The organism is Streptomyces candidus (assembly GCF_014207445.1).
GTDB classification, from domain to species: domain Bacteria; phylum Actinomycetota; class Actinomycetes; order Streptomycetales; family Streptomycetaceae; genus Streptomyces; species Streptomyces candidus.
On the sequence record NZ_JACHEM010000002.1, the window covers coordinates 305,840 to 330,584 of the forward strand.

General features: G+C 71.7%; 20 protein-coding genes and 1 pseudogene. 12 read left to right on the forward strand and 9 right to left on the reverse strand.

Annotated elements, in window-relative coordinates:
* The first annotated feature begins 68 nt into the window (after nt 1-68).
* Nucleotides 69-431 (forward strand): hypothetical protein, encoded by a 363-nt coding sequence (locus HNQ79_RS04360; protein WP_185027059.1) that lies wholly within the window; start codon nt 69-71, stop codon nt 429-431.
* Between the two features lie 105 nt (nt 432-536).
* Here HNQ79_RS04360 and treZ read toward each other — a convergent pair whose 3' ends face one another.
* Nucleotides 537-2,303 (reverse strand): malto-oligosyltrehalose trehalohydrolase, encoded by a 1,767-nt coding sequence (gene treZ / locus HNQ79_RS04365; protein WP_185027061.1) that lies wholly within the window; start codon nt 2,301-2,303, stop codon nt 537-539.
* A gap of 39 nt (nt 2,304-2,342) precedes the next feature.
* Nucleotides 2,343-3,290 carry a GNAT family N-acetyltransferase gene (locus HNQ79_RS04370; RefSeq protein WP_185027648.1) on the reverse strand — a complete coding sequence of 316 codons (948 nt, stop codon included), beginning with the start codon at nt 3,288-3,290 and terminating at the stop codon, nt 2,343-2,345.
* Between the two features lie 334 nt (nt 3,291-3,624).
* Here HNQ79_RS04370 and HNQ79_RS33190 point away from each other — a divergent pair, with 334 nt between their 5' ends.
* Nucleotides 3,625-4,173 (forward strand): FHA domain-containing protein, encoded by a 549-nt coding sequence (locus tag HNQ79_RS33190; protein ID WP_185027063.1) that lies wholly within the window; start codon nt 3,625-3,627, stop codon nt 4,171-4,173.
* Between the two features lie 59 nt (nt 4,174-4,232).
* On the opposite strand, the gene treY is transcribed toward HNQ79_RS33190, so the two are convergent.
* Entirely contained in the window at nt 4,233-6,671 is a 2,439-nt protein-coding gene (gene treY, locus HNQ79_RS04380) for a malto-oligosyltrehalose synthase (protein WP_185027064.1), read from the reverse strand.
* Between the two features lie 527 nt (nt 6,672-7,198).
* Between treY and HNQ79_RS04385 the strand changes: the two genes are divergently transcribed.
* Entirely contained in the window at nt 7,199-7,660 is a 462-nt protein-coding gene (locus tag HNQ79_RS04385) for a hypothetical protein (RefSeq protein WP_185027066.1), read from the forward strand.
* Here HNQ79_RS04385 and glgX read toward each other — a convergent pair.
* Complete coding sequence (gene glgX / locus HNQ79_RS04390; RefSeq protein WP_185027070.1) at nt 7,645-9,780, reverse strand: glycogen debranching protein GlgX; 2,136 nt, start codon at nt 9,778-9,780, stop codon at nt 7,645-7,647. The two genes, HNQ79_RS04385 and glgX, sit on opposite strands and share 16 nt — an antisense overlap.
* A gap of 236 nt (nt 9,781-10,016) precedes the next feature.
* Here glgX and HNQ79_RS04395 point away from each other — a divergent pair, with 236 nt between their 5' ends.
* Nucleotides 10,017-11,261: a DUF5919 domain-containing protein gene (locus HNQ79_RS04395; RefSeq protein WP_185027072.1), complete on the forward strand. Its 1,245-nt coding sequence runs from the start codon at nt 10,017-10,019 to the stop codon at nt 11,259-11,261.
* A 113-nt stretch (nt 11,262-11,374) separates the two neighbouring features.
* Entirely contained in the window at nt 11,375-12,175 is an 801-nt protein-coding gene (locus HNQ79_RS04400; protein WP_185027074.1) for a 3'-5' exonuclease, read from the forward strand.
* Nucleotides 12,176-12,199: 24 nt separating this feature from the next.
* Here the strand turns inward: HNQ79_RS04400 and HNQ79_RS04405 are convergent, their stop codons facing one another.
* Nucleotides 12,200-13,066 carry a phosphotransferase enzyme family protein gene (locus tag HNQ79_RS04405; protein ID WP_185027076.1) on the reverse strand — a complete coding sequence of 289 codons (867 nt, stop codon included), beginning with the start codon at nt 13,064-13,066 and terminating at the stop codon, nt 12,200-12,202.
* 197 nt (nt 13,067-13,263) lie between these two features.
* Here HNQ79_RS04405 and HNQ79_RS04410 point away from each other — a divergent pair, with 197 nt between their 5' ends.
* From HNQ79_RS04410 to HNQ79_RS04435, 6 genes are all read left to right on the forward strand, one after another.
* A complete protein-coding gene (locus tag HNQ79_RS04410) occupies nt 13,264-14,208 on the forward strand; it encodes a carbohydrate ABC transporter permease (RefSeq protein WP_185027078.1) in 945 nt (314 codons plus the stop codon).
* A gap of 74 nt (nt 14,209-14,282) precedes the next feature.
* The gene (locus HNQ79_RS04415; RefSeq protein ID WP_185027080.1) at nt 14,283-15,116 is read left to right on the forward strand and encodes a carbohydrate ABC transporter permease; all 834 of its coding nucleotides are present in this window, start codon (nt 14,283-14,285) and stop codon (nt 15,114-15,116) included.
* Entirely contained in the window at nt 15,116-16,414 is a 1,299-nt protein-coding gene (locus HNQ79_RS04420) for an ABC transporter substrate-binding protein (RefSeq protein ID WP_185027082.1), read from the forward strand. Before HNQ79_RS04415 ends, HNQ79_RS04420 begins: the two co-directional genes overlap by 1 nt.
* Before the next feature lie 59 nt (nt 16,415-16,473).
* Complete coding sequence (mgt, locus tag HNQ79_RS04425) at nt 16,474-17,709, forward strand: macrolide-inactivating glycosyltransferase (RefSeq protein WP_185027084.1); 1,236 nt, start codon at nt 16,474-16,476, stop codon at nt 17,707-17,709.
* Between the two features lie 307 nt (nt 17,710-18,016).
* The gene (locus HNQ79_RS04430; RefSeq protein ID WP_185027086.1) at nt 18,017-19,201 is read left to right on the forward strand and encodes a S8 family peptidase; all 1,185 of its coding nucleotides are present in this window, start codon (nt 18,017-18,019) and stop codon (nt 19,199-19,201) included.
* Nucleotides 19,202-19,322: 121 nt separating this feature from the next.
* Entirely contained in the window at nt 19,323-19,874 is a 552-nt protein-coding gene (locus tag HNQ79_RS04435) for a DUF1697 domain-containing protein (protein WP_185027089.1), read from the forward strand.
* Between the two features lie 13 nt (nt 19,875-19,887).
* Here HNQ79_RS04435 and HNQ79_RS04440 read toward each other — a convergent pair whose 3' ends face one another.
* Complete coding sequence (locus HNQ79_RS04440) at nt 19,888-20,763, reverse strand: AraC family transcriptional regulator (protein WP_185027091.1); 876 nt, start codon at nt 20,761-20,763, stop codon at nt 19,888-19,890.
* A 130-nt stretch (nt 20,764-20,893) separates the two neighbouring features.
* Between HNQ79_RS04440 and HNQ79_RS04445 the strand changes: the two genes are divergently transcribed.
* A complete protein-coding gene (locus HNQ79_RS04445; RefSeq protein WP_185027093.1) occupies nt 20,894-21,907 on the forward strand; it encodes a ketopantoate reductase family protein in 1,014 nt (337 codons plus the stop codon).
* Between the two features lie 263 nt (nt 21,908-22,170).
* Here HNQ79_RS04445 and HNQ79_RS04450 read toward each other — a convergent pair.
* From HNQ79_RS04450 to HNQ79_RS04460, 3 genes and pseudogenes are all read right to left on the reverse strand, one after another.
* A pseudogene (locus HNQ79_RS04450) lies at nt 22,171-22,920 on the reverse strand (sirohydrochlorin chelatase); the annotation flags it as partial.
* Between the two features lie 4 nt (nt 22,921-22,924).
* The gene (locus tag HNQ79_RS04455; RefSeq protein WP_185027095.1) at nt 22,925-23,935 is read right to left on the reverse strand and encodes an ABC transporter permease; all 1,011 of its coding nucleotides are present in this window, start codon (nt 23,933-23,935) and stop codon (nt 22,925-22,927) included.
* Nucleotides 23,922-24,737 carry an ABC transporter ATP-binding protein gene (locus HNQ79_RS04460; RefSeq protein WP_185027097.1) on the reverse strand — a complete coding sequence of 272 codons (816 nt, stop codon included), beginning with the start codon at nt 24,735-24,737 and terminating at the stop codon, nt 23,922-23,924. The genes HNQ79_RS04455 and HNQ79_RS04460 overlap by 14 nt, the downstream gene beginning before the upstream one ends.
* Nucleotides 24,738-24,745 lie beyond the last annotated feature (8 nt).

Sequence of the window (24,745 nt, forward strand, 5' to 3'; positions counted from 1 at the left end):
AGTGGCCCGCTATAGAATTTCCGCACCTTCGTTCGAACGCCTCCCTTCCCGGCCGAGAGGACCTTGCCGTGAGCGACCCCCCGACCGGCACGGAGCAGCCGGAACCGTCACTGCCCGACGACGTGTGGGAACAGTTCGAGCGAGACAGCGAGGCCCGCATCCGGGCCGGCGCCCCCAAGGAGCCGTCCGCACGCGCCCGCATGGTCGCCGAACGGCTGCGCCTCCAGGACGAAGAGGCCGCCCGGCGGCAGGGACGGCGCTGGGGCCGCCGCCGGAAACGGGTACCGGCCAGGCCCGACGGCTGGCGGGCCTGGCCCGAGGGGCGACGGAACGGCGGCGGCCGGGACTGGTTCGCCACCCTGGTCGTCCTCGGCGTCACGGCGCTCGTTCTGGTGCTCGTGCTCTACCCGTGGGGCGGTGGCCGCCGCTGAGCGACGCGCGGATCCCGTCGGGCGGCGGCCACCGTGGGGGCGAGTGGACTTCGCGCTGCCTCGCCGCCCGCCGCGCAGCAAGCGGCGCGAACGGCAAGGGGCGAGTCAGCTGCCGAGCACCACGCACGACTCCGGCGGCAGCACCAGCACCCCGTCCGTGCCCGGCGCCTCCACCGGCTCCCACTCCGCGAGTACCCGGCAGCGCCCGTTGCGGCCCAGTCCGATCGTCGCCGGGTCCTCGGCGAGGTTCACCGCGACCCGGATGTCGCCCCGGCGGTACGCGATCCAGCGGCCCGCCCCGTTCGTCGCGTGCGCCGCCCGTACCGCCGCCAGGTCCGGATCGCCGAGGTCCGGGTGGGAGCGACGCAGCGCGATCAGTTCGCGGTACCAGGCCAGCAGGCGCGCGTGGGGTTCGCCGTCCGGTTCCGACCAGTCGAGGCAGGACCGCTCGCGGGTACGCGGGTCCTGCGGGTCCGGGATGTCCTCCTCCGCCCAACCGTGCGCGCCGAACTCCCGGCGCCTGCCGTTGCGTACCGCCTCCGCCAGCTCCGGATCGGTGTGATCGGTGAAGAACTGCCAGGGCGTGCGCGCCCCCCACTCCTCTCCCATGAACAGCATCGGCGTGAACGGACTCGTCAGGACGAGCGCCGCCGCGCAGGCCAGCAGTCCGGGGGAGAGCGAGGCGGACAGCCGGTCGCCGAGCGCCCGGTTGCCGATCTGGTCGTGCGTCTGCGCGTACCCCAGGAAGCGGTGGGCGGGCGTCGTCGCGCGGTTCAGGGGGCGGCCGTGCGTGCGGCCCCGGAACGTCGAGTACGTGCCGTCGTGGAAGAACGCCCGGGTGAGGGTCTTGGTCAGCGCCCGGAGGGGATCGGCCGCGAAGTCGGCGTAGTAGCCCTGGGACTCGCCGGTGAGGGCGGTGTGCAGGGCGTGGTGGAAGTCGTCGTTCCACTGGGCGTGCAGGCCGAGACCGCCGGCCGCGCGCGGGGTGGTGGTGCGCGGGTCGCCCTGGTCCGACTCGGCGATCAGGAACAGCGGCCGGCCCAGGTCGCCGGAGAGCGTGTCCACGGCCGTCGACAGCTCCTCCAGGAAGTGCAGGGCCCTGGTGTCGGCGAGGGCGTGCACGGCGTCCAGCCGCAGGCCGTCGAGCCGGTAGTCCCGCAGCCAGGACAGCGCGCTCTCGCGGAGGTACGCGCGTACCTCGTCCGAACCGGGTGCGTCCAGGTTGACCGCCGCGCCCCACGGGGTGTGGTGCGTCTCGGTGAAGTACGGGCCGAACAGGGGGAGGTAGTTGCCGGACGGGCCGAGGTGGTTGTGCACCACGTCGAGGACCACCCCGAGCCCGGCGGCGTGGGCCGCGTCGACGAACCGTTTCAGCCCGTCGGGGCCGCCGTAGGGTTCGTGCACCGCCCACAGGGACACCCCCTCGTAGCCCCACCCGTGCGTCCCCGGGAACGGGCACACCGGCATCAGCTCGACATGGGTGATCCCCAGCTCCGCCAGGTGCGCGAGCCGCCCCGCCGCGGCGTCGAAGGTGCCCTCCCGGGTGAAGGTGCCGACGTGCAGCTCGTACAGCACCGCGCCCGGCAGCCCCCGCCCGTCCCACGGGACCCGCCAGTCGTACGTACCGTGCTCGACGACGGCGCTCAGCCCGTCCGGGCCGTCGGGCTGGCGGCGTGAACGCGGGTCGGGCCGGACCGGGCCGCCGTCCAGTGCGAACCCGTAACGGCTGCCGTCGGCCGCCGGGGCGCTGACGGCCCACCAGCCGTCCCGTACCGGATCGCGTTCCATGGCGCAGGTCGCACCGGCGTCCCCACGCGGCAGGTGCAGCTCGACCCGCTCCCGTGCCTCTGGTGCCCACACCTCGAACAGCACTGGCGGCTCCCTCTCCGTCGTGGGCCGCGACGAGCCCGGTCAGCCCGGCAGGCCCCAGGACATATTCAGTGCCCGCTCGAAGTTCACGTAACCGGCGCGCGCGAATGCTTCGGCCATCGGTACGTTCCCGAGATCGGTCGCCGCACGGATGCGCGGCACGTCCTCGGCGGCCAGGACGCGGGTTCCCTCGGCCAGGATCTCGTGGATGTAGCCGTTGCCCCGGTGGACGGGCAGTACGCCGACGTACGCGATGATCGGGTGGTAGTTGTTGCGGGCGGGCACCACGAAGCCCACCGGGCCGCCGCCGTCGGCGAGTTCGGCGATCCGCCACCAGGACCGCGGCGACGTGAAGTGCGCGAGCTCGTCGTCGTAGTGCAGCTCCGCGGCCTGCCGGAAGTCCAGCCCGGACGCGATATCGGCCAGGCCGTGCGCGTCGACGGTGCCCTCCATCACCGGGGTCATCAGCGCGAGCAGATCCTCGCGATCGGCCACCGGGCGGAACACGAGGCGACCAGACGGCTCGGCGACGCGAGCCCCCGGCCTCCACTCCAGCCGCAGACGCTCCACCAGCAGCCGGGCGCCGGCCGACTCCAGAATTCGCATCCGGGCTTCGACGGCGTCGCGCGCGGCATCGTTCTCGCGCCAGTCGGCGGGAACGTAACGGCTGTACTCCGGCCACGTGCCGACATCCTCCGGAAGGACCGCCTCCGCCGCCCGGACGAACAGTTCGCGCCCGATCCCGCTGCGCTCCGGCTCCGGAAGGGTGTCGTCCAGATCGAAGAAGTCCAGGGCCAGCGGAGTGTCACCGCCCCGGCCGGACCACCAGGCGACCCGCGCCAGTACCCGGCCCTCGCGCACCGCGACCCACATCCAGGACGGGCGGCGGCGACCCTGCGCCAGGTCGTCGGCCAGTTCGTGGTCGAGGGAGTAGGACAGCCGGCAGAACAGGCCGAGCTCTTCGGGACCTGCCAGCGGGCGGAAAACTATGGACAACAGTGCTCCAGTGAAAGAGAGAGTGCCGGGTCGCGCACGGGACGCCCGCACGGACTGTGCGGGTGACGTCGGCGAACGGACGGTAGCAGCGGTCACGAGTCGCCGGACGAGAGTTTTCGCGCCGGACGGCCGTCCGGCAGCCTGCCTCCGGCCGTCGCGCGGCTCTCCGGCAATCGTCCGCGTGCTGTCCGCTGCTGTCCGGTGCTGCCCGGTGGTTGTCCTCCGACGTCCGGCCCTGCCCTTCGGCCGTCGGGCGGTCGCCCCGCCGCCGCGGGCGGGACGCCCCGTCTGCTGGACACCTCAGCCCCCTCGGCCCGACAATCTCCCTGTGACGCCCTCCTACGAGCCCCATACGTACCCGGCTCGGCTCTCCGACGCCGAGCGGGACCGCGCGCTCGCGCTGCTGCGCGAGGGGGCCGCCCAGGGCAAGCTGTCCCACGACACCTTCCTGTACCGGATGGAACTGGCTCTCGCCGCGCGCCAGTCCGCCGAACTCGCGGCTCTCACCAGCGACCTGGACACCGACGGGCGCTGGTCCCGCAAGATGTTCACCGCGGTCAGCCGCGCCTCCGCGTTCACCGTGCGACTGCGTCGGGCGTGGACGACCGAGCGGCTCCCCAAGCTGCTGTTCCCCGAGCCGGGGCCGATCCCGCTGCGCATCGGCCGCGACGCGGGAAACGGCCTGCGGCTCAGTCACGAGACCGTCTCCCGCAGGCACGCCGAACTGATGCAGCAGGGCGGCATCTGGATCCTCCGGGACCTCGGCTCGACCAACGGCACCTGTGTGAACGGACGCCGCGTGACCGGGGCCGCCGTCGTCAACGACGGCGACCAGGTCAGCTTCGGCAGGATGTCCTTCCGGCTGTCCGTGACCTGACCCGGTCGTCTCCCGTACGCCGTCCGGCCCCGTCAGGGCGCCGACGGGCGCTCCGTACCTCAGCAGGCGTCGGCGCCCGCCCTCACCAGCAGCGCCACCGGACGCTCCGCGAACAGCTCCGCCAGCAGTACCGGCCCCTCGAATACCCGCCCCTCCCCGAGCCGGTCCGCCCACCGCCCCTCCGGCAGTTCCAGCACCGTGTCCAGCCAGCCGCCCGCCTCCGCCAGGCGCCGCGACAGCCGGGTGACCGCGGTGATCGCCTCGCCGGAACGGACGAACGCCAGACAGTGGCCGGCGGACGCGCCACGGGCGGACAGCGGGGTGTACGTCGCCGTCTCGCCGTAGACGTCGGGGCGGTCACGGCGCAGCCGCAGTGCCGCCGCCGTCAGGGCCAGTTTCTCGTCCGAGAGGCCGGCCGGCACCTTCGCGCCGAACGGGCCCGGTTTCCCGTCCGCGCGTGCGAGCGCCGCGACGTCGAACACGGCCGGACGCCGGTTGTCCGGGTCGACCAGCGCCAGGTACTCCCGCTCCGTGCCCTGGTACAGCTCGGGCACCCCCGGCATCGTGAGGTGCACCAGTGCCGCGCCCAGGACGTTGGCTCGCACGAAGGGGGCCACTTCGCGGGAGAACAGGGATAGTTCGTAGCGCACCGAGCCGCCGGGACCCGTCCGCACGAACGTCTCCAGCGCCTGCTCGTACGCCGCGTCCTGCTCCGTCCAGCTGGTGTGCAGCCCCGCCTCGCGTGCCGCCTTCAGCAGCGCCGGAACCAGCCGGTCCGCACCCGCCTCCGGGAACGCGGCAGCGGTCTGCCAGGCCACCCACGCCGCGTGCGGGTCCGGCGGCACCGCGGCTCCCGCCACCCGGTCCAGCAGCCCCGCCCACTCCCGCGGGCACTCCGTCAGCACCGCCAGCCGCGCCCGTACGTCCCCGCTGCGCTTGGTGTCGTGCGTGGACAGGACCGTCCCGGTGGCGGGCCAGTCCCGGGCCAGCCGCGCGCAGAACGCGTGGAACTCGTCGGGCGCGACGGCGGGCCGCCCGGGGTCCCCGCCCACCTCGGTCGCCGACAGCAGCGGCACGTACCGGTAGAAAGCGGTGTCCTCCACCGACTTCGCCCGCAGCGCCGACGAGGTCTGCGCGAACCGCGCGCAGAACGCCCGGTGGTCGGGGCCCGAGCCCAGCCGCCCGAGCGCCAGCTCCCGCACGACGTCCACCGCGTCGGCCTCCTCCGGCACGGCGAACACCGCCTTCGCCTCGCGTACGGCGTCGAGCGGCAGCGTCGCCTCCGCCTCCTCGGGCGTGGGCCCGCCCGCCGCGACGTACGGGCGGTACACCGGCATCCGTACGAGCAGCTCGCGCAGGGCGGTGCGCAGCGCCCAGGGGGCGTGGTCGCGCAGCCCCGGTTCCGCCGCACAGATCCGGGCTGCCGTGCGCACCAGGTACGCGGTCTCCGACGCCAGTTCGTGGGTGAGGACGCGGTACGCGGCGCGGCGGGTCGTGGCGGCCCAGTAGCCGCCCCGGTCGCCGAGCGGGTCCGCGAACGCCCGGTAGAGTTCGGTGAGTTCGTCCGCGCCCGTGGGATCGTTGAACACCCCGTCGATCCTGTGCAGGGCGTCGTACCCCGTCGTCCCGGCGACCGGCCAGTCGGCGGGCAGCCGCTCCTCGCCGGTGAGGATCTTCTCCACCACCGTCCACACCGTGCGGCCCGAGCCGTCCACCGCGTCCGTGGTGGCCTCGGACAGCTGCCGCAGGTAGTCGCCGGGGGAGGCGAGGCCGTCGGGGTGGTCGATCCGCAGCCCCTCCACGACTCCGTCCCGCACCAGCTCCAGAATCTTCGCGTGCGAGGCGGCGAACACCTCCCGGTTCTCCACCCGTACCCCGATCAGGTCCGAAATGGTGAAGAAGCGGCGGTAGTTGAGCTCGGTGCGGGCCAGCCGCCACCACGCCAGCCGGTAGAACTGGGCGTCGAGCAGCTCCGGCAGCGGCAGCTTCTCGGTGCCCTCGCGCAACGGGAAGGCGTGGTCGAAGTAGCGCAGCACCCCTTCCTCGGCGGAGACGCGCAGGTGCTCCAGCTCGTCGCCGAGCCGGCCGCCCAGCACGGGCAGCAGCACCTTCCCGCCGCCCGCCTCCCAGTCCACGTCGAACCAGTCGGCGCACCGGGAGGCCGGGCCCTCCCGCAGCACCTCCCACAGCGGTCCGTTGAGGTGTTCGGGGGCGGGGACGGCCATGTGGTTGGGGACGATGTCCAGGACCAGGCCAAGACCGTGGGCGCGGGCCGTGCGCGAGAGCGACCGCAGTCCCTCCTCGCCGCCCAGCTCCTCGCGCACGCGCGCGTGGTCCACCACGTCGTATCCGTGCGTCGAGCCGGGCACGGCTTCCAGTACGGGCGACAGGTGCAGGTGGGAGACCCCGAGGGCGGCCAGGTACGGCACCGTCTCCTCGGCGGCCGAGAACGGGAAGGAGGGCTGCAGCTGGAGGCGATAGGTGGAGGTCGGCGTCATGCGAACCTACGTACCCGCATTCGGGGCTTCTGTGTCATCGGTCCCTGCACCGTCTCGAAGGCACGGCGCTGATTTCACCTGATGGCCGGAGAGAGCAGAGCCACGGGGAAAGAGAACAGGACGGCGGCGAAGAAGAAACGGAAGAGGAGTCATTTCCGGGCCGCGCCGCCGACCGGCGCGGACAGCGCCTCGTGGTGCCCTGCGCGACCCTCCTCAACGCCGTCTGCGTCACTGCTCTCGTCCTGACCGCGGTCGCCCGCGCCGACACGCCGCCGCGGCCCTCCTCGTCGCCGCCGGCCTCCTCGCCGTCCGCGGTACCTGGTTCGCCCTGCATCCGACGGCGTCCCTGCTACGCCCGGCCGTGCGCTCCGTCTCCGTCGAACGTACGAGACCGCGCGGTACCGTCTACGCCTGCGCACGGCGACGGCCCTCCAGGGAGCCACGTTCGGTGCCTGCCAAGGGCGGGCATCACGGCCCTCACCGACGACCTCGGCCACCCGGAACAGGCCGGACTCGCCCATGCCGCCATGGGAGTGAGGAGTGCCGTCGCCGGACTCTCGACGGCCGCCGTCCCCGCCCGTATCGGCCTGCACACGCGCTGGCGGATCGCCACCGCCGCCCTGGTGGTCCTCTCGGTGCCGCTCCTGTTCGCGGGCAGCCCGTGGCAGCTGTACGCCGTCGTGTTCGTCGTCGGCATCGCGCTCGCCCCGCACATGATCACGATCCTCGGCCGCACCGAACGCGTCCTCCCCGCCACCCGACTGGCCGCATCCATGGCCTTCCTGATGAGCGGCACCGTCGCCGGACAGGCCCCCGCGCTCGCCGTCTCGGGCCGCCTCGCCGCGACGAGCGGCCCGCCCGCCGCCTTCGCGGTGGCCGTCGGCGCGGCACTGCTGTGCGCCGCGCTCTCCTGGACGGTAGGATCCCGGCCCGCGCCGGGACGTACCGCCGCAGGAGAGCGCGGCGCCCGCCGTCAAGCGGGACGCTGAAGAACCGTCAGGCTCCGGCCGATCAGCGTGATGTATTCGCCGGCGCCGTGCTTGGCGCCCGTCCCCGGCGGCACGCCGTCCTCGCGCGCGGTGTCCACCACGACCTGCCACTGCCGCCCGTGGTCCGCCGGAACCATGAAGTCCAGCGTCTCGGCGCTCGCGTTGAACATCAGCAGGAACGAGTCGTCGGTGATGCGCTCGCCGCGCGTCCCCGGCTCCGAGATCGCCTCGCCGTTCAGGAACACCGTCAGCGCCTTCGCGTGCGCCGCCTCCCAGTCCTCCTGGGTCATCGCCTCACCGTCCGGTGTGAACCACGCGATGTCGGTCAGCTCGTCGTGCGTGCCCCGCACCGGCCGCCCGTGGAAGAAGCGCCGCCGCCGGAACACCGGGTGCTCGCGCCGCAGCGCCACCATGGCGCGCGTGAACTGCAGCAGAGTGCCGTCCCCGTCCCCGTCCCCGTCGGCATCGGGGCCGCCCGGCCAGGGCACCCAGGCCAGCTCGTTGTCCTGGCAGTAGGCGTTGTTGTTGCCCTTCTGGGTGCGGGCGAACTCGTCGCCGTGGCTGAGCATCGGCACGCCCTGCGACAGCATCAGCGTCGCGATGAAGTTGCGCATCTGCCGCTCGCGCAGCGCCAGCACGTCCGGATCGTCGGTCGGGCCCTCCGCGCCGCAGTTCCACGACCGGTTGTGGCTCTCGCCGTCCCGGTTGCCCTCGCCGTTCGCGTCGTTGTGCTTCTCGTTGTACGACACCAGGTCGTGCAGCGTGAAGCCGTCGTGGCAGGTGGTGAAGTTGATCGAGGCGAGCGGCCGTCGGCCGTCGTCCTGGTACAGGTCCGAGGACCCCGTCAGACGGCCCGCGAACTCCGCGATGGTCTGCGGCTCGCCGCGCCACATGTCCCGCACGGTGTCCCGGTACTTTCCGTTCCACTCCGTCCACAGCGGCGGGAAATTGCCCACCTGGTAGCCGCCCTCGCCCACGTCCCAGGGCTCCGCGATCAGTTTCACCTGGCTGACCACCGGGTCCTGCTGGACCAGGTCGAAGAACGACGACAGCCGGTCCACCTCGTGGAACTGCCGGGCCAGCGTTGCCGCGAGGTCGAAGCGGAACCCGTCGACCCGCATCTCCGTCACCCAGTAGCGCAGCGAGTCCATGATGAGCTGGAGCACGTGCGGGGAACGCATCAGCAGCGAGTTGCCGGTGCCCGTGGTGTCCATGTAGTACTTCGGGTGGTCGGCGAGGCGGTAGTACGACTGGTTGTCCAGCCCCCGGAACGACAGGGTCGGCCCCAGGTGGTTGCCCTCCGCCGTGTGGTTGTAGACCACGTCGAGGATGACCTCGATGCCCGCCTCGTGCAGGGCCTTGACCGCCGTCTTGAACTCCAGGACCTGCTCGCCGCGGTCGCCCCACGACGCGTAGCTGTTGTGCGGGGCGAAGAATCCGATCGTGTTGTAACCCCAGTAGTTGCTCATGCCCGCGTCGACGAGACGGTGGTCGTTCACGAACTGGTGCACCGGCATCAGCTCCAGCGCGGTGACACCCAGTTCCACCAAATGGCCGATGATCGCCGGATGCGCCAGGGCCGCGTACGAGCCGCGCAGCTCGTCCGGGAGGTCCGGATGCAGCATGGTGAGGCCCTTGACATGCGCCTCGTAGAGGATCGTCTGGTGGTACTCGGTGCGCGGGGGCCGGTCGTCCCCCCAGTCGAAGTACGGATTGACCACCACCGACGCCATCGTGTGCGGCGCCGAGTCCTGGTCGTTGCGCGAGTCCGGCTTCCCGAAGCGGTAGCCGTACACCGACTCGCCCCACTCGATCTCACCGCTGATCGCCCTCGCGTACGGGTCGAGCAACAGCTTCGCGGAGTTGCAGCGCAGGCCCCGCGACGGGTTGTACGGACCGTGGACGCGGTAACCGTAGCGCTGCCCGGGCATGATGCCGGGCAGGTAGGCGTGCCGTACGAACGCGTCGACTTCCCGCAGCTCCACCGCCGTCTCGGAGCCGTCGTCGTGCAGGAGGCACAGTTCGACGCGTTCTGCGGCCTCCGAGAAGACCGCGAAGTTGGTGCCGGCGCCGTCGTACGTGGCGCCCAGGGGATAAGCCTCTCCCGGCCAGATCTGCATGCGTTCGACTCTTCCCGCTCTGCGGTGCTCCCGCTGGTGGACGCCGTAGCGTCAGATCTTCCCCCGAATCGTCCCTCAATGCGGTTCCGTCGCCCAGGTGTTGTGAACATAATTCGCCCGCCTCCGTATCGTCTCAGGGATCGGCTGCACCCGCTGCCCCATGCGGAGTACCCTTCCTTGATCGTTGACGTGGCCGCGGGAGCGGACCGGAAGAAGCAGCAGAAGGCGGTGCGCGGGTGAGCTCGGGAGGGCTGGAGCTGCCCCCAGGGGAGACGGAGCACGAGGGGGGACAGGGCGACGTCCCGCCCGGTGCCGTCTCCCTCGCGCGGCCCCGGGAGATCGGCGCGGAGCTGGACTGGGGCACGGAGGCCTGGAGCGAGGTGCGCACGCGCGCCCAGCGGGCCGGCCGCGCCTACATCTGGCTCAACCTGGTCGAACAGAGGATGCGCGCCGTCGTCGCGGCCGTGCTGCGCCCCGTGTACGAACCGGTGCACGGCGAGGAGTGGGTGGTGGCCGCCGCCGGACCCGCCGGGCAGGAATGGGTGCAGCGCGCCGTCGCCGTCCGCGAGGTCAGCCGCCGCAAGGGGTACCTGCTGGACCCCGCCGACGACAACGTGCTCAGTTTCCTGACGCTGCCGCAGCTGCGCGAGCTCATGGTGCAGCACTGGCCGTGCTTCGAGCCGTACTACGAGGACCGGCGGGACGTCGAGCTGGCCCTCGACGAGCTGGAGGTCACCCGCAACGTGGTCTCCCGCAACCGGGCCCTGTCCGTGACGGTCCTCGCCCAGGCGGAACGCGCCTCCGCCCGGCTCCTGGAGATCCTCGGCGCGGGCTCGGGCGCTCCCGCCGCCGACCGGCTGCCGGTGGACGCCGTCGAGAACCTGGTGGGCGACCGCTACGCGGACGTCGTCTCCGTCCACCCCGACCGGGTGCGGCTGCAACGGCAGCTGCCCGCCGAAGACCTGTTCGGCGGAGCGCGCCGCCTCGACGCGATCGGGATAGGCCTGAACCTCCTCGTGCAGAACTTCTCCGGCCGCCGCCTCGTGCGGCTCGCCGAGGCCGGCTGCCGGGTGCGGCTGCTCTTCCTCAACCCGGCGAGCAGCTCCGTCAAGCGACGTGAACGCGAGCTCGGCCTCAGAAAGGGCGAGTTGAGCCGGTCCGTGGAGATGAACATTCTTCACATGCGGCGGGTGCGGGCCAGTCTCCGTGACCCGGGCGCCTTCCAGATCCAGGTCTTCGACGAGACGCCCCGCTTCACCGCGTACCTCGTCGACGGCGACGGGTCCGGCGGACTCGCCGTCGTCCAGTCGTACTTGCGCAGGGCGCGCGGCATGGAGGCCCCGGTCCTGGTCCTGCGCGGCGGCGGGCGGGGCGGGCGCGACGGGGTGGTGCGGCACGGACAGGAAACCGAGCACGGTCTCTTCGAGACGTACCGCGAGGAGTTCGAAGCGGTGTGGACGGACTCCCGGCCGGTGTCCTGACCGGGCCACGGCAGGCAACCGTGCGCCCCGTGTGAGCGGTCTTCGAGCCCGTTGTCAGTGGTGCGTGCGAGGGTTGCTTTCCGATGGGGGAGCACACGCAAGGAGGCCCAGGGATGGGATGGCACGGGGAATCGCTGATCGGCTTCGACCTGGAGACGACGGGCACGGAGCCGCTGGATTCGCGCATCGTGACGGCCGCGGTCGTCGAGGTACGGGGCGGGGCGGTGACCGGGCAGCGGCTGTGGCTCGCCGACCCGGGGGTGCGGATCCCCGCGCAGGCCTCCGCCATACACGGCATCAGCACCGAACGCGCCGCGTCCGAGGGGCGGCCGGCGTCCGAGGTCGCGGACGAGGTCGCACAACTCCTGGTGGACGGCTGGGCGCGGGGGATCCCGGTCGTCGCGTACAACGCGGCCTTCGACCTGACCCTGCTCTCCGCCGAACTCGCCAGGCACGGACTGCCCGCACTCGGAGACCGGATGGCACGGGCGACGGGCGACGCGGGCATCGGCCCCGTCGTCGACCCGCTCACCATCGACCGGGCCGTGGACCGCTACCGGCGCGGCAAGCGCACCCTCGAAGCGGTCTGTGTGGAGTACGGAGTGGTGCTGGACGGCGCGCACGAGGCGTCCGCCGACGCGCTCGCCGCGGTGCGGGTGGCCATCGCGATAGCCGAGCGGCACCCGACGGTCGCCGCCCTGGGCCTGGCCGAACTCCACCAGGAGCAGGTGCGGTGGTACGCCGACTGGGCCACCGGCTTCCAGGAGTTCCTCCGCGAGAAGGGCACCGCGGACGCGGTCGTCGACCCGGCCTGGCCGGTGCGCGCCCCGAGCCCGGCGGCCAACCCCCCGGCGCAGGCCGCCCAGGAGCACAGCACCCCGGCGGTCGGCACGCCCAGCAGGACGGCAGGCTGAACGGAGCGCGGCCGGGGCAGCGGGTCAGAACGGGTACCAGCGCACCTTCGGGTCGTTCTCCCGCAGCGAGGCCACCCGCCGCCGGAACTCGGCGAGGGCCTTCGGGTTGGTCGGCGCGTGCTGGGCCACCCAGGCGCAGCTCGCGGTCTCCCGGGCGCCGCGCAGCACCGTGCAGCCGTCCCACTCGCGGACGTCCCAGCCGTACGTGCCGACGAACGCGTCGTACGCCTCGGCGGGCAGCCCGTAGCGGTCCCGGGACAGCGCCATGACGACCAGGTCGTGCTCACGGAAGTCGTGGGAGAAGGTCTCCAGGTCGACCAGGACCGGGCCCTGCGGACCGACCAGGACATTGCGGGGCAGCGCGTCCCCGTGGATCGGCCCCGGGGGCAGGTGCGGGACCAGAGCGGCGGCAGCGGTGGCGAAACCGTCCCGGCGGCCACGCAGGTAGACCGCGTCCTCGGAGTCGATGGCGTCCCCCGCCAGCCGTAGCCAGCGCTCCACCCCCGCGAGCAGATCGCGCGGCGGCAGGACGAACGGCGGAGCGGGCAGTGCGTGCACCAGGTTCAGCAGTCCGGCCACGTCACGCGGCTCCGACGGCCGCACCGCGTCGGGCAGCCGGTGCCAGAGCGTCACCGGGTGACCGTCCACCAGCCACGGTTCCGCCGCCGCGGGGCGTACAGCCGGTACGCCCGCGTCGGCCAGCCACTCTCCGACGGCGAGTTCGCGTTCGGCACGGGCCGCGAGGTCGGGGGAGGAGCGGCCCACCTTGGCGACGAAGGACCCGTCCGGCGCGTCCACCGCGAACACCGCGTTCTCGCCCAGGGACAGCAGCCTCGCCCCGGCGCCGAGCCCGGTCGCCTCCAGCACCTCGCGTGCGCGCGTCTCGTCCATCGTCGTGCTCTCCCGAACGGGTAGATCCCAGAGATTGAATGCCCGAGGCCTGGGAACGGGTGGTGAATCCGTCAAAGTCTCGCATCCGTGCAGGTTGACCGCGCAGGCTGGCTTGACGAACCGACGGCCCGTCAGCACGATGACGGCAGCCACCGGGACGGCCAGACCGGCATGAACCGCCCGAAGGAGCCCCATACGTGAATTCGGCCACCAAAAAGGGTGACACCGGGAGACGGGGGCCGTCCCGCCGGGGCAGCGCGACAACCGGCGGGGCAACCGATTTCGGCACCTGGTTCCTGGTCCTGCCGGCGCTGATTCCGATCCTGGTCCTCAGCGTCGGCCCGCTGCTCTACGGCATCGCCCTCGCCTTCACCGACTCGCAGTCGGGCCGCACCGCGCCCACCCAGTGGATCGGCACCCTCAACTTCTCGGACCTGCTGCACGACACCCTCTTCTGGGACTCCTTCCGCATCGGCCTGCTCTGGGCCGTCGGCGTCACGATCCCCCAGTTCCTGCTGGCCATGGGTTTGGCGCTGCTGCTCAACCAGAACCTCCGGTTCCGCTGGCTGGCGCGCGCCCTGGCGATCGTCCCGTGGGCGATGCCCGAGGTCGTCGTCGGCATCATGTGGCGGCTCGTCTACAACCCCGACGCGGGCATCCTCAACGAGACGCTCCGCACCCTCGGCTTCGGCGAGGGCCGCGACTGGCTCACCGGCCTCGCCACCGCCCTGCCCGCGGTGATCCTCGTCGGCATCTGGGCGGGCATGCCGCAGACCACCGTCGCCCTCCTGGCGGGACTGCAGAACACCCCGCACGAACTCCACGAGGCCGCGGCGCTCGACGGCGCGGGGGCATGGCGCAGGTTCCGTGCCGTCACCTGGCCGGCCCTGAAGCCGATCGCGCTCTCCATCACCGCGCTCAACCTCATCTGGAACTTCAACTCCTTCGCCCTCGTCTACGTCCTGACCAGCGGCGGGCCGGGCGGCCGGACCCGCCTGCCGATGCTCTTCGCCTACGAGCAGGCCTTCCGGTACGGCCAGTTCGGCTACGCGGCGGCCATGGGATGCGTCATGGTGGCGGTCATCTCCGTACTTCTCGCCGTGTTCCTGGCGGGCCGACTCAAGGGAGGCGCGGACGAGTGAGCTTCCGAAGCCCCGGCGGGACCCGCAGCCGGCCCGGTGCCCCTGAACGGCCCAGAAGTCGCAGACGTAGCCCCATGGGCACCAGCAGGCCCGCCCGCGCGGGCCAGTACCTCGCGCTCCTCGCGTACCTGGTCTTCCTCGCGTTCCCGTTCCTCTGGCTGGTCTCGACCGCCTTCAAGGCGCCGCGCGAACTGGGGGACCTGCATCCCACCTGGATTCCCAAGGACCCCGGCCTGGACAACTTCCGGCAGGCCTTCGACGAACAGCCCCTCCTGCAAGCGGCCGGGAACAGCCTGATCGCCGCCTGCTCCGCAGCCCTGATCGCCGTGGCCGTCGCCACCCCGATGGCCTTCGTGATGGCCCGCCACCGCAGCAGGCTGACCACCGCGGCGACCGGCTGGGTGGTGGTCAGCCAGGCGTTCCCGTTCGTCCTGGTGATCATCCCGCTCTTCCTGATCCTGAAGAACCTCCACCTGATCAACTCCCTCCCCGGTCTGATCATGGTGTACGTGGTCTGGTCGCTGCCCTTCGCGCTGTGGATGCTGGTCGGGTACGTACGGGCCGTGCCGCCCGAGCTGGAGGAGGCGGCGGCGGTCGACGGCGCGAGCAGACTCCGTACGCTCGTCTCGGTCACCGCACCGCTGCTCGCACCCGGGCTGGTCGCCACCGCGCTGTTCGCGTTCATCACCGCATGGAACGAGTTCTTCTTCGCGCTCGTCCTGCTCAAGTCACCGGAGAAGCAGACGTTGCCCGTCATCCTCACCCACTTCATCGGGGCGGAGGGCGTCGCCGACCTCGGTCCGCTGGCCGCCGCCGCGTTCCTCGCCACCCTGCCCTCGCTGGTGATCTTCGCGATCATCCAGAAGCGGATCACCGGCGGCATGCTGGCCGGGGCGGTGAAGAGCTGATGCGGGTACGCAGGCTTCCCGCGGCCCTCGCCGCGACGGCCCTCCTGCTCACCGGCTGCTCGGCCGCCGAGCGAGGCCCCGACGAGCACGGTGTGATCACCCTCCGCTTCCAGTCGCTCGCCTGGCAGAAGGAGTCCGTCGACATCAACAAGAGGCTCGTCGCGGAGTGGAACGAGGCCCACCCCAAGGTCCGCATCGAGTACGTCCAGGGCAGCTGGGACAACGTCCACGACCAGCTCCTCACGTCCTTCGAGGGCGGCGAGGCACCCGACATCATCCACGACGCCTCCGACGACCTCGCCGACTTCTCCTACGGAGGCGACCTCGCCGACCTCACGGACCTCCTCCCGGCCCGCCTCCGTGCCGACATTCCGCAACGGAGCTGGTCCACCGCCACCTTCGGCAACAGGATTTACGGCGTTCCCTTCCTCCAGGAACCGCGCGTCCTGATCGCCAACGCGAGGCTGCTCAAGGCCTCGGGCGTCCGCATCCCCACCCCCGGCGCGCCCTGGAGCTGGGAGGAGTTCCGCCAGGTCGCCAAGAAGCTCACCGAGGACATGGGGGCGAACAGGTACGGCGTGGCCTGGCCCCTGAAGGAGCCGGTCTCCGCCACCCTGAACCTCGGCCTGTCCGCGGGCGGCGAACTGTTCCGCAAGGACGACGACGGGAAGTTCCGCATCCGCTTCACCGAGGACGACGCGGTCGTCCCCGGCACCGTCCACAATCAGGTCAACACCGACGGCTCCGCGTCCTCCGCCACCCTCGGCATGGGTGGCTCCGACACCCTTCCCGGGTTCTTCGGCGGCAAGTACGCGATGGTCCCTCTCGGGTTCTCCTACCGGCAGCAGATCAACGAGCAGGCCCCGAAGGGCTTCGAGTGGACGGTGCTTCCCGCCCCCGCGGGCAAGGACGGCCCGGCTCAGGGGGTGAGCCCGCAGACGCTGTCGGTGGCCGAGGACAGCCCGTACAAGAAGGAGGCGGTGGAGTTCATCGACTTCTTCCTCCAGCCGCGGAACATCGTCCGCCTCGCCAAGGGCGACTGGATGCTGCCGACCGGCACCGAGGCCCTCAAGGACCCCTCGCTGCGCACCGCGAAGGACGGCTGGGCCACCGGCACCGCCCTCGCGGCCCATCTGCGCCCGGCGCCCGCGCAGGCGGTACGCGGCTACCCCGAGTGGAAGGACAAGGTGGCCACGCCCGCGTACCAGGAGTACTACAGCGGCGCGATCGGCGAGGCGGAACTGCGTCAACGCCTGGAGGAGGACGGCAACTTGGTGCTGGCCCGCTACCAGCGCTGAGCGGGCGACGGCGCCGAATTCACTTGCACGAGACGTCTCGTCTTGCCTAGGCTGCGGGCATGAACGCCACCCCTCGCGCTGCCACGTCCCGAACCGCCACGTCCCGCGCCCCCGCGCACATCGCCATGTTCTCCATCGCCTTCCCCGGGCACGTCAACCCCAGCCTCGAAGTGATCCGGGAGCTCGTCGCCCGGGGGCACCGGGTGAGTTACGCGATCCCCGCCCCCTACGCCGACAAGGTGGCCGCGACCGGTGCGGAGCCGGTGATCTACACCTCGACGCTGCCGGACGAGGGTGCCGACCCGGAGGTCTGGGGCACCGAACTCATCGACAACCTCGAACCCTTTCTGCACAACGGCATCCAGGCGCTGCCGCAACTGATCAAGGCCTTCGAGGGCGACGCACCCGACCTCGTCCTCCACGACATCACCGCCTATCCGGCCCCCGTCCTGGCGCACCGCTGGGGTGTGCCCGCCATCTCCCTGTCGCCGAACCTGGTCGCCTGGGAGGGGTACGAGGAGGAGGTCGCGAAGCCGATGTACGCCGATCTCCTGAAGACCGAGCGGGGCCAGGCGTACATGGACCGCTTCCGCGGCTGGCTGCGGGACAACGACATGCCCGCCGAGGACTTCTTCCAGTTCATCGCACCGACCCGCTCCCTGGTGCTCATCCCCAAGGCGCTCCAGCCGAACGCCGACCGCGTCGACGAGTCCGTCCACACCTTCGTGGGGGCCTGCCAGGGAGAGCGTTCGGAACAGGGGGAGTGGCACCGCCCGGCCGGCGCCGGGAAGGTCGTCCTCGTCTCGCTCGGCTCCTCCTTCACCAAGCAGCCCGCCTTCTACCGCGAGTGCGTCAAGGCGTTCGGTGACCTGCCGGACTGGCACCTGGTGCTCCAGATCGGCAGGTTCGTCGAGGAGTCCGAGCTCGGCCGGATCCCGGCCAACGTGGAAGTGACGCGCTGGGTGCCGCAGTTGAGCGTCCTCAGGCAGGCCGACCTCTTCGTCACGCACGCGGGCGCCGGTGGCAGTCAGGAGGGTCTGGCCACGGCCACCCCGATGATCGCCGTCCCGCAGGCCGTCGATCAGTTCGGCAACGCGGACATGCTCCAGGGGCTCGGTGTGGCCCGGCGCGTCGACACGGCGGACGCCACCGCCGAAGTGCTGCGCAGCACAGGCGAGTCCCTCGTCTCCGACCCGGAGGTGGCGCGCAGGCTGCGGGAGATCGCAGTCGGCATGGCCGCGGAGGGCGGAACCTTGCGGGCCGCCGACCTCATCGAGGCGGAACTCCCCAATTGAGGAGATGACGAGAAGAATTGAAGGAGCCCGGACCTCGCGATATCCGCAAGGTCCGGGTTTTTTGTAAAGCGCTCAACTGACTCCTGCATAAGCCCGGTTGGTGTGCAGCTGGATCCATGTCCGACTCGGGGCGCCCTGTCCATATTTTCCATTACAGATTTTTGTTCAATGGATTACAGCCGTTTGGAGGTCTTGATCTCTGGCCGTCAATCGGCCAGTGTTTCGTGCCAACCCCCGGAGGACTTCCGTTCCTTGGGGGCCACCCCCACATTCCCCCCACAAAAGAATGGCGAGGAGAACCCTCTTCATGGCCATGAACAAGAAGAAGCTGATCGCGGCGATATCCACCGTCGCCGCCGTGGCGGGCATGTCCGCCCTCACCGCCCCGACGGCGGGTGCGGCCCCCGCGGAAGGGGTCGTTATCGGTGCGAACGCGGAAGGCGCGGTGGCGGGCAGCTACCTCGTGGTGCTCGACGCGAAGGCCGACAAGAAGGCTCTCGCCAAGTCCTACGGCGGCGAGCTGAAGCGCGACTACACCGCGGCCGTCAACGGCTTCTCCGCCAACGGACTCACCGAGACCGAGGCCAAGCGCCTCGCCGCGGACCCCGCCGTGTCCAAGGTCGTCCAGAACAAGACGTTCCACGCGGACGCCGTCCAGGACAACCCGCCGTCCTGGGGCCTGGACCGCGTCGACCAGGCCGACACCGCGGGCGACAAGAAGTACGCGTACCCCGACCACGCGGGCGAGGGTGTCACCGCCTACGTCATCGACACCGGTGTCCGGGTCACCCACAAGGACTTCGGCGGCCGCGCCGTCTCCGGCTTCGACGCCATCGACAACGACGACAACGCGGACGACGGCAACGGGCACGGCACCCACGTCGCCGGAACCATCGCCGGCACCGCCCACGGCGTCGCCAAGAAGGCGAAGATCGTCGCCGTCCGCGTCCTCGACAACCAGGGTTCCGGCACCACCGAGCAGGTCGTCGCGGGCATCGACTGGGTCACCAAGAACCACAAGGGTCCCTCGGTCGCCAACATGAGCCTCGGCGGCGGCGTCGACCCTGTCCTCGACGCAGCGGTCGAGAAGGCCATCGCGTCCGGCATCACCTTCGCGGTCGCCGCCGGAAACGACGCCGACGACGCCAAGAACCACTCCCCGGCCCGCGTCCCGGAGGCCCTCACGGTCGCCTCCTCCACGAACACGGACGCCCAGTCAGGCTTCTCCAACTTCGGTTCGCTCGTGGACCTGTACGCCCCCGGCTCGGACATCACCGCCCCCTGGATCGGCAGCGACGAGGCCACGAAGACCATCTCCGGCACCTCGATGGCGACCCCCCACGTCGCCGGCGCGGCCGCGGTCCACCTGGCCGGCCACCAGGACGCCACCCCGGCCCAGGTCGCCGAGGCCCTGACCGGCGGAGCCACCGCAGGCAAGATCAGCAACCCGTCCACGGGCACCCCGAACAAGCTCCTCAAGGTCGTCGAGTAGTCACCGGCCCTCCCGCACCGGCCGCCGTGCCCTTCCCCCACGGGGCACGGCAGCCGGTGTTGGCGGGCGCCGCCGCGGATCACGTGGAGGCGTTGTCAGTGGCGGCGTCTATCGTCGGAACATGACGACGAAGACGTACGCGGCCCTCCTGCGCGGTATCAACGTGAGCGGCCACCGTAAGGTTCCGATGGCGGAACTGCGCGCTCTGCTGGGCGAATTGGGCCACACCGGCGTACGTACCCACCTCAACAGTGGCAACGCTGTCTTCCGTACGACATCGGCCGCCGCCGAGGAAGCTCTCGCCCAAGACCTCCGGGACGCGATGGAGAAACACTTCGGTTTCCCCGTCGACTGCGTGGTCAGGGACCACGCTTATCTCCGCACCGTCGCCCAGGCGTGCCCCTTCCCCGCCGCGGAACTGGAAGGAAAGCAACTGCACGCCACCTTCTCCTCGGACCCGCTCGACCCCGCGCGATACGCCGCACTCGACCAGGCGTCGTACCTCCCCGAGGAATTCCGCCTCGGAGACCGGGTGCTGTACCTCTACGCCCCCGACGGCCTCGGCCGCTCCCAGCTCGGTGAGGCCCTGTCCCGCCCCGCACTGCACAAGGACCTCACCGTCACCACCCGCAACTGGAACACGGTGGTGAAACTGGTCGAACTCACGCAGTGAAACGCCGCTCCCGTCACACGGCGGTGCGCTCCACCGGAATCCACAGTTCCGCCTCCGCCTCGGTGGCGTCCGTGTTCAGCCGGGTCCGCAGGATCTCCGGGCCCGGCCTGCTCCGGTACGGATTCGACGGGAACCACTCCGTGAACACGTCCCGCCACAGGAACTGCAACGCCTGCGGGAACCGTCCGGAACTGGTGAACACCGCCCATGTCCCCGCCGCCACCTGCAACGCGTCCAGCCCCTCCGGGACGTCCGCCGCCCCGGTCACCACCCCGTGGTAGTAGTCCAGCCCGGTGCCCTCCGCCCGGCTGTCCGCGAGGTCGTCGCTGACTCCGACGATCCCCTCGGGACGCTGGTCGGAAAGCTCCGCGATCCGTGCCAGCTCCTCCTTGTCCAGGCCACGGATGAACTCGCCGATCGCCGGGTTCATCCCCTCGTGCACGAGGGGCACCCGCGCCCGCCTCCCCACCACACGGAAAGCGTCCTTCTCCACTACTCGGTACTCCATGCTGCTGTTCCCTTCCACGACGAGACGGAAGGACATCCGGGGCTGGGAGCGCAGTGCCGCGCCGGTTCGCCGGGCCTCGCCCGGACCGACGCCGTGCATCGCACGGAACGCCCGCGCGAACGCTTCGCCCGACCCGTACCCGTACCGCACGGCGATCTCCAGCAGGGTCCGCCGGCCGTCGAGCACCTCGGCGCCCGCGACGGTGAGCCGTCTGCGCCGCACGTACTCCGACAGCGGCATCCCGGCCAGTGACGAGAACATCCGCCGGAAGTGGTACTCCGACGTCATCGCGATCCGCGCCAGCTCGGCGATCTCGACCTCCCGCTCGCCGGCGAGCCGGACCTCGATGTGCTCCATGGCCAGGTTCAGCCGGTCCAGCACCCCGGACCTCCCTCCTTGTTGTGCCTGCCACGTTAGGAAAGGACCACCCTGCCGCACCCGACATCCTGTGCCCGCAAAGGTCGGGGCATGATCGGCGACGACAGCACACGCCAACGGTGGGGAGATCCTCGTGCGGTACGTCATCATCGGCGCCGGAGCGATCGGCGCAGCCGTCGGCGGCAGGCTGGCGGAGTCCGGGCACGAGGTCGTCCTCGTGGCACGGGGCGCGCACCTGACGGCCCTGCGCGCGACGGGACTCCGTCTCACCACGCCCGAAGGCACCCGTACCCTGCGGCTCCCGTGCGCCCAGGGCCCGGAGGAGGTCGAGCTGCGCACGGACGACGTTCTGGTGCTCGCCGTCAAGACGCAGGACAGCATCGCCGCCCTCGACGCGTGGAGCGGGCGGCCGGTCGCGGGCGGCGGCACCGCAGGGGAGGTGCTGCCCCTGGTCTGCGCGCAGAACGGCGTCGAGAACGAACGCCTCGCGCTGCGCCGCTTCCGCACCGTGTACGCGATGTGCGTCTACCTTCCGGCCACCTTCGTGGAGGCCGGTGCGGTGTCGGCGGGCGGCGCCCCGGTGAGCGGAGTCCTGCACCTCGGGCGCTATCCACGGGGCGTGGACGACACGGTCCGGGCGATCGCCGCCGACCTGGAGCGGTCCTGCTTCCTGGCACCGGTCGTGCCCGAGGTCATGCGCTGGAAGTACGCCAAGCTGCTGAGCAACCTGGCCAATGCGCTGAACGCGGTCTCCGGCACGGCGGCCCTCGGCTCGGCGGCGGGCCGCGACCTCGTGCAGCGTGCGGTGGCGGAGGGCCGGGCGGTCCTCACCGCGGCGGGCCTCGCATGGGCGAGCGACACCGAACAGGCCGAGGCGAGGGAGGGCCGGATCACCCAGGTCGCGCTGGACGGACAGGAAGCGGGCGGCGGGTCCTCCTGGCAGAGCCTGGCGCGCGGCACCGGCAGCATCGAGGCCGACCATCTGAACGGGGAGATCGCCCTGCTCGGCAGGGTGCACGGGGTACCGGCCCCGGTGAACGACGTCCTGCGGCGACTGGCCAACGCGTTCGCCCGGGAACGGCGGGCGGCCGGGTCGATGCCGGTGGAGGAGGTGGCTCGGCTGGTGGCCGCCGAAGCGGCCCCCTGAGACGCGGGCCGGACTTCCTGCGGCAGCCGCACGTACCGGGCGCTCGGCGGCGGCGCGGACGGTGCCGGCTGCGCGGCGGTGCTGTCCCGTCCTCAGCCCGCCCGCCCCGACGGCAGAACGATCAGCCCGCCCCGTCGCCGGGCCGCAGGAGTCGGCGCCGCACGGTGACTCCGCCGAGCCGCTGTCGCAGCGGAAGCGGGCGGCGAAGCCACGGCTCCCGCGACGGTTCGGGCGGGGACCGGGCCGGGCACAGCCCGCCGCGGACGTGCCGCCGCCTCGTACCGCCGTACTACCAGGTGCGCCAGTTCCGCGCAGTCGCCCAGCACTTGGGCCAGCAGATCCGCCTCGGCGGCCCCCCGGGCGATCCTGTCCGGCAGGAAACCGGGGGCCAGGACATACGGAGCGACCGCCACCCTCTTCACCCCCGGCTCCGTGCGCAGGGCCCGTACCGCGTCCTCGGTACGGGGCAGTGCCGCGGAGGCGAACGCAGGTCGCACGGAGCACCAGCCGGTGTTCCGCAGCTCCCGCGCGATTTCAGCGATCACTGCGATCGCCTCCGGGTCCGTGGAGCCCGCCGAGGCCAGGACGACCCCGGTCGAGCTCTTGTCGCGGGGCCGCAGCCCGGCGTCGTGCAGGGCCTCTTCCAGCCGCCGCTGCACCGCGGCGAGCAGCAGCGGGGACGGGCCGAGGACTTTCGCCCGCCGGATGCGCAGCCCCGGCAGCCGCACCGAGGCGGCATCCAGTACGGCGGGGATGTCGGCCTTGGCGTGGAAGGCCCGGGTGAGGAGGAGGGGCAGGGCGACGACCTCGCGCTCTCCTTGAGCCGCCAGCCGGTCCAGTTCGCTCTCGACGGACGGCGCGTTGAAGTCCAGGAAGCTCGCCTCCACCCGCAGCCCCGGCCGTAGCGCCCGGACCCGGGCCGTCAGCGCCTGCACCGTCGCCGCGTGGCGCGGGTCGCGGCTGCCGTGGGCGATGACCAGGAGGACGGAGGAGGGGGAGGGGGAGGGGTGCACGGGGTCAGCTCCTGACGAGGAGGCCGCGGCTGCGCAGCACGCGGCGTTCCAGGGGGGAGAAGAACAGCAGGTCGATGCCGATGCCGACGATCAGGATGAGGATGATGGTGGCCAGCACTCCCGACATGTCGCTGTTGACGCGGAAGTTCTCCATCAGCTGGCCGAGCCCGGTGCCCAGGTCGGGGGAGCTGGCGATCAGCTCGGCGGCCATCAGGGAGCGCCACGAGAACGCCCAGCCCTGCTTGAGCCCGGCGAGGTAGCCGGGGAGTGCGGCGGGGAGCAGGACGTGGCGCACGCTGTTGAAGCCGCGGGCGCCGAGAGTGCGTCCGGCCCGCAGGTGCAGCGGCGGGATCTGGTCCACGCCGGACACCAGGCCGTTGGCGATGGAGGGGACAGCGCCGAGGAGCACCACCGCGTAGATCGTCGCGTCGGTCAGGCCGAACCAGATGATCGCGGCCGGGACCCAAGCGACGGAGGGCAGCGACTGGAGGCCGGAAAGGATCGGCCCGATCGCCGCCCGCACCACCTTCACGCGGGCCACCAGCAGCCCCAGCGGGGTGCCGATCGCGACGGAGACCACGAAGCCCAGGGCGCCGCGCGAGATGCTCGTCCAGATGTAGTCGAGGAGGGTGCCTTCGAGCCACATCGTACGCACGGAGTCCGCCACGTCGAGCGGACCCGGCAGGACGTAGTCCGGCTTGAGGTCGGAGGCCGCGGCGAGCTGCCACACGGTGACGACGAGGGCGATGGCGACGAGCGGCGGAACCACCTTGGCGAGAAGGATCCGGCCGAGTCCGACGCGTTCACGGGCGGGCGCCGAGTCCAGGGCGTCGAGACCCGCTTCGAGCCCGGCGAGGCTTTCGGCGGGGCCGTCCGCGCCGGCCTTCCTCGTGGCAGTGGACACGGTGCCCGCCGCCACGGTGGCGGTGCCCGTGCCGTCGGCGGCTTCCGTGCCTCCGCCGGGACCGGTGGGTTCCGTGTCTCCGGTGGCCCGGGTCGTGTCAGTGCTGGCCATGTCGGCGGATCTCCCCACGCAGCTGTTCAGTGATCTCTACGGACAGTTCGGCCACCGCCGCGTCCTCGATGCGACGCGGCTGCGGCAGCCCGATCTGCCACTCGCGGGCGATCCGCCCGGGGCGCGAGGACAGCAGGACGACGCGCTGCGCCAGCCGTACCGCCTCGCGCACGTTGTGCGTGACGAACAGGACGGAGACCGAGGTCTGGGACCAGATGCGGGTCAGCTCCTCGTGCAGGACGTCGCGGGTGATGGCGTCCAGGGCCGCGAACGGCTCGTCCATCAACAGGAGTTGGCTGTCCTGAGCGAGGGCGCGGGCCAGGGCGACGCGCTGACGCATACCGCCCGAGAGCTCGTGCACCCGCTTGCCGTACGCGCCCTTCAGCCGTACGAGTTCCAGCAGCCGTTCCGCTTCCGGGCGGCGGTCTGCCTTCGCGACGCCGCGCAGCTTCAGCGCCAGCTCGATGTTCTTCCCCGCGGTCAGCCAGGGGAACAGCGCGTGCTCCTGGAACATCAGGGCCGGCCGCCCGCCGGGCACGTCGATGGCACCGGCCGACGGCTCGTCGAGCCCGGCGACCAGGTTGAGCAGCGTCGACTTGCCGCAGCCGGACGCCCCGAGGAGGGTGACGAACTCGCCCGGTGCGACGTCGATGCTGACGTCGTCCAGGACGAGCTGCTGGCCCGGACCCGGCCGGCCGAACGACTTCGAGACGTGGTCGATGCGTGCCGCGTACGGCGACGACGCCTGCGGTGCGACCGGTGCGGCGGCCGCCGTCTCCTGCTTGGCGAGTGCGGTGGTCATGTCTCGCG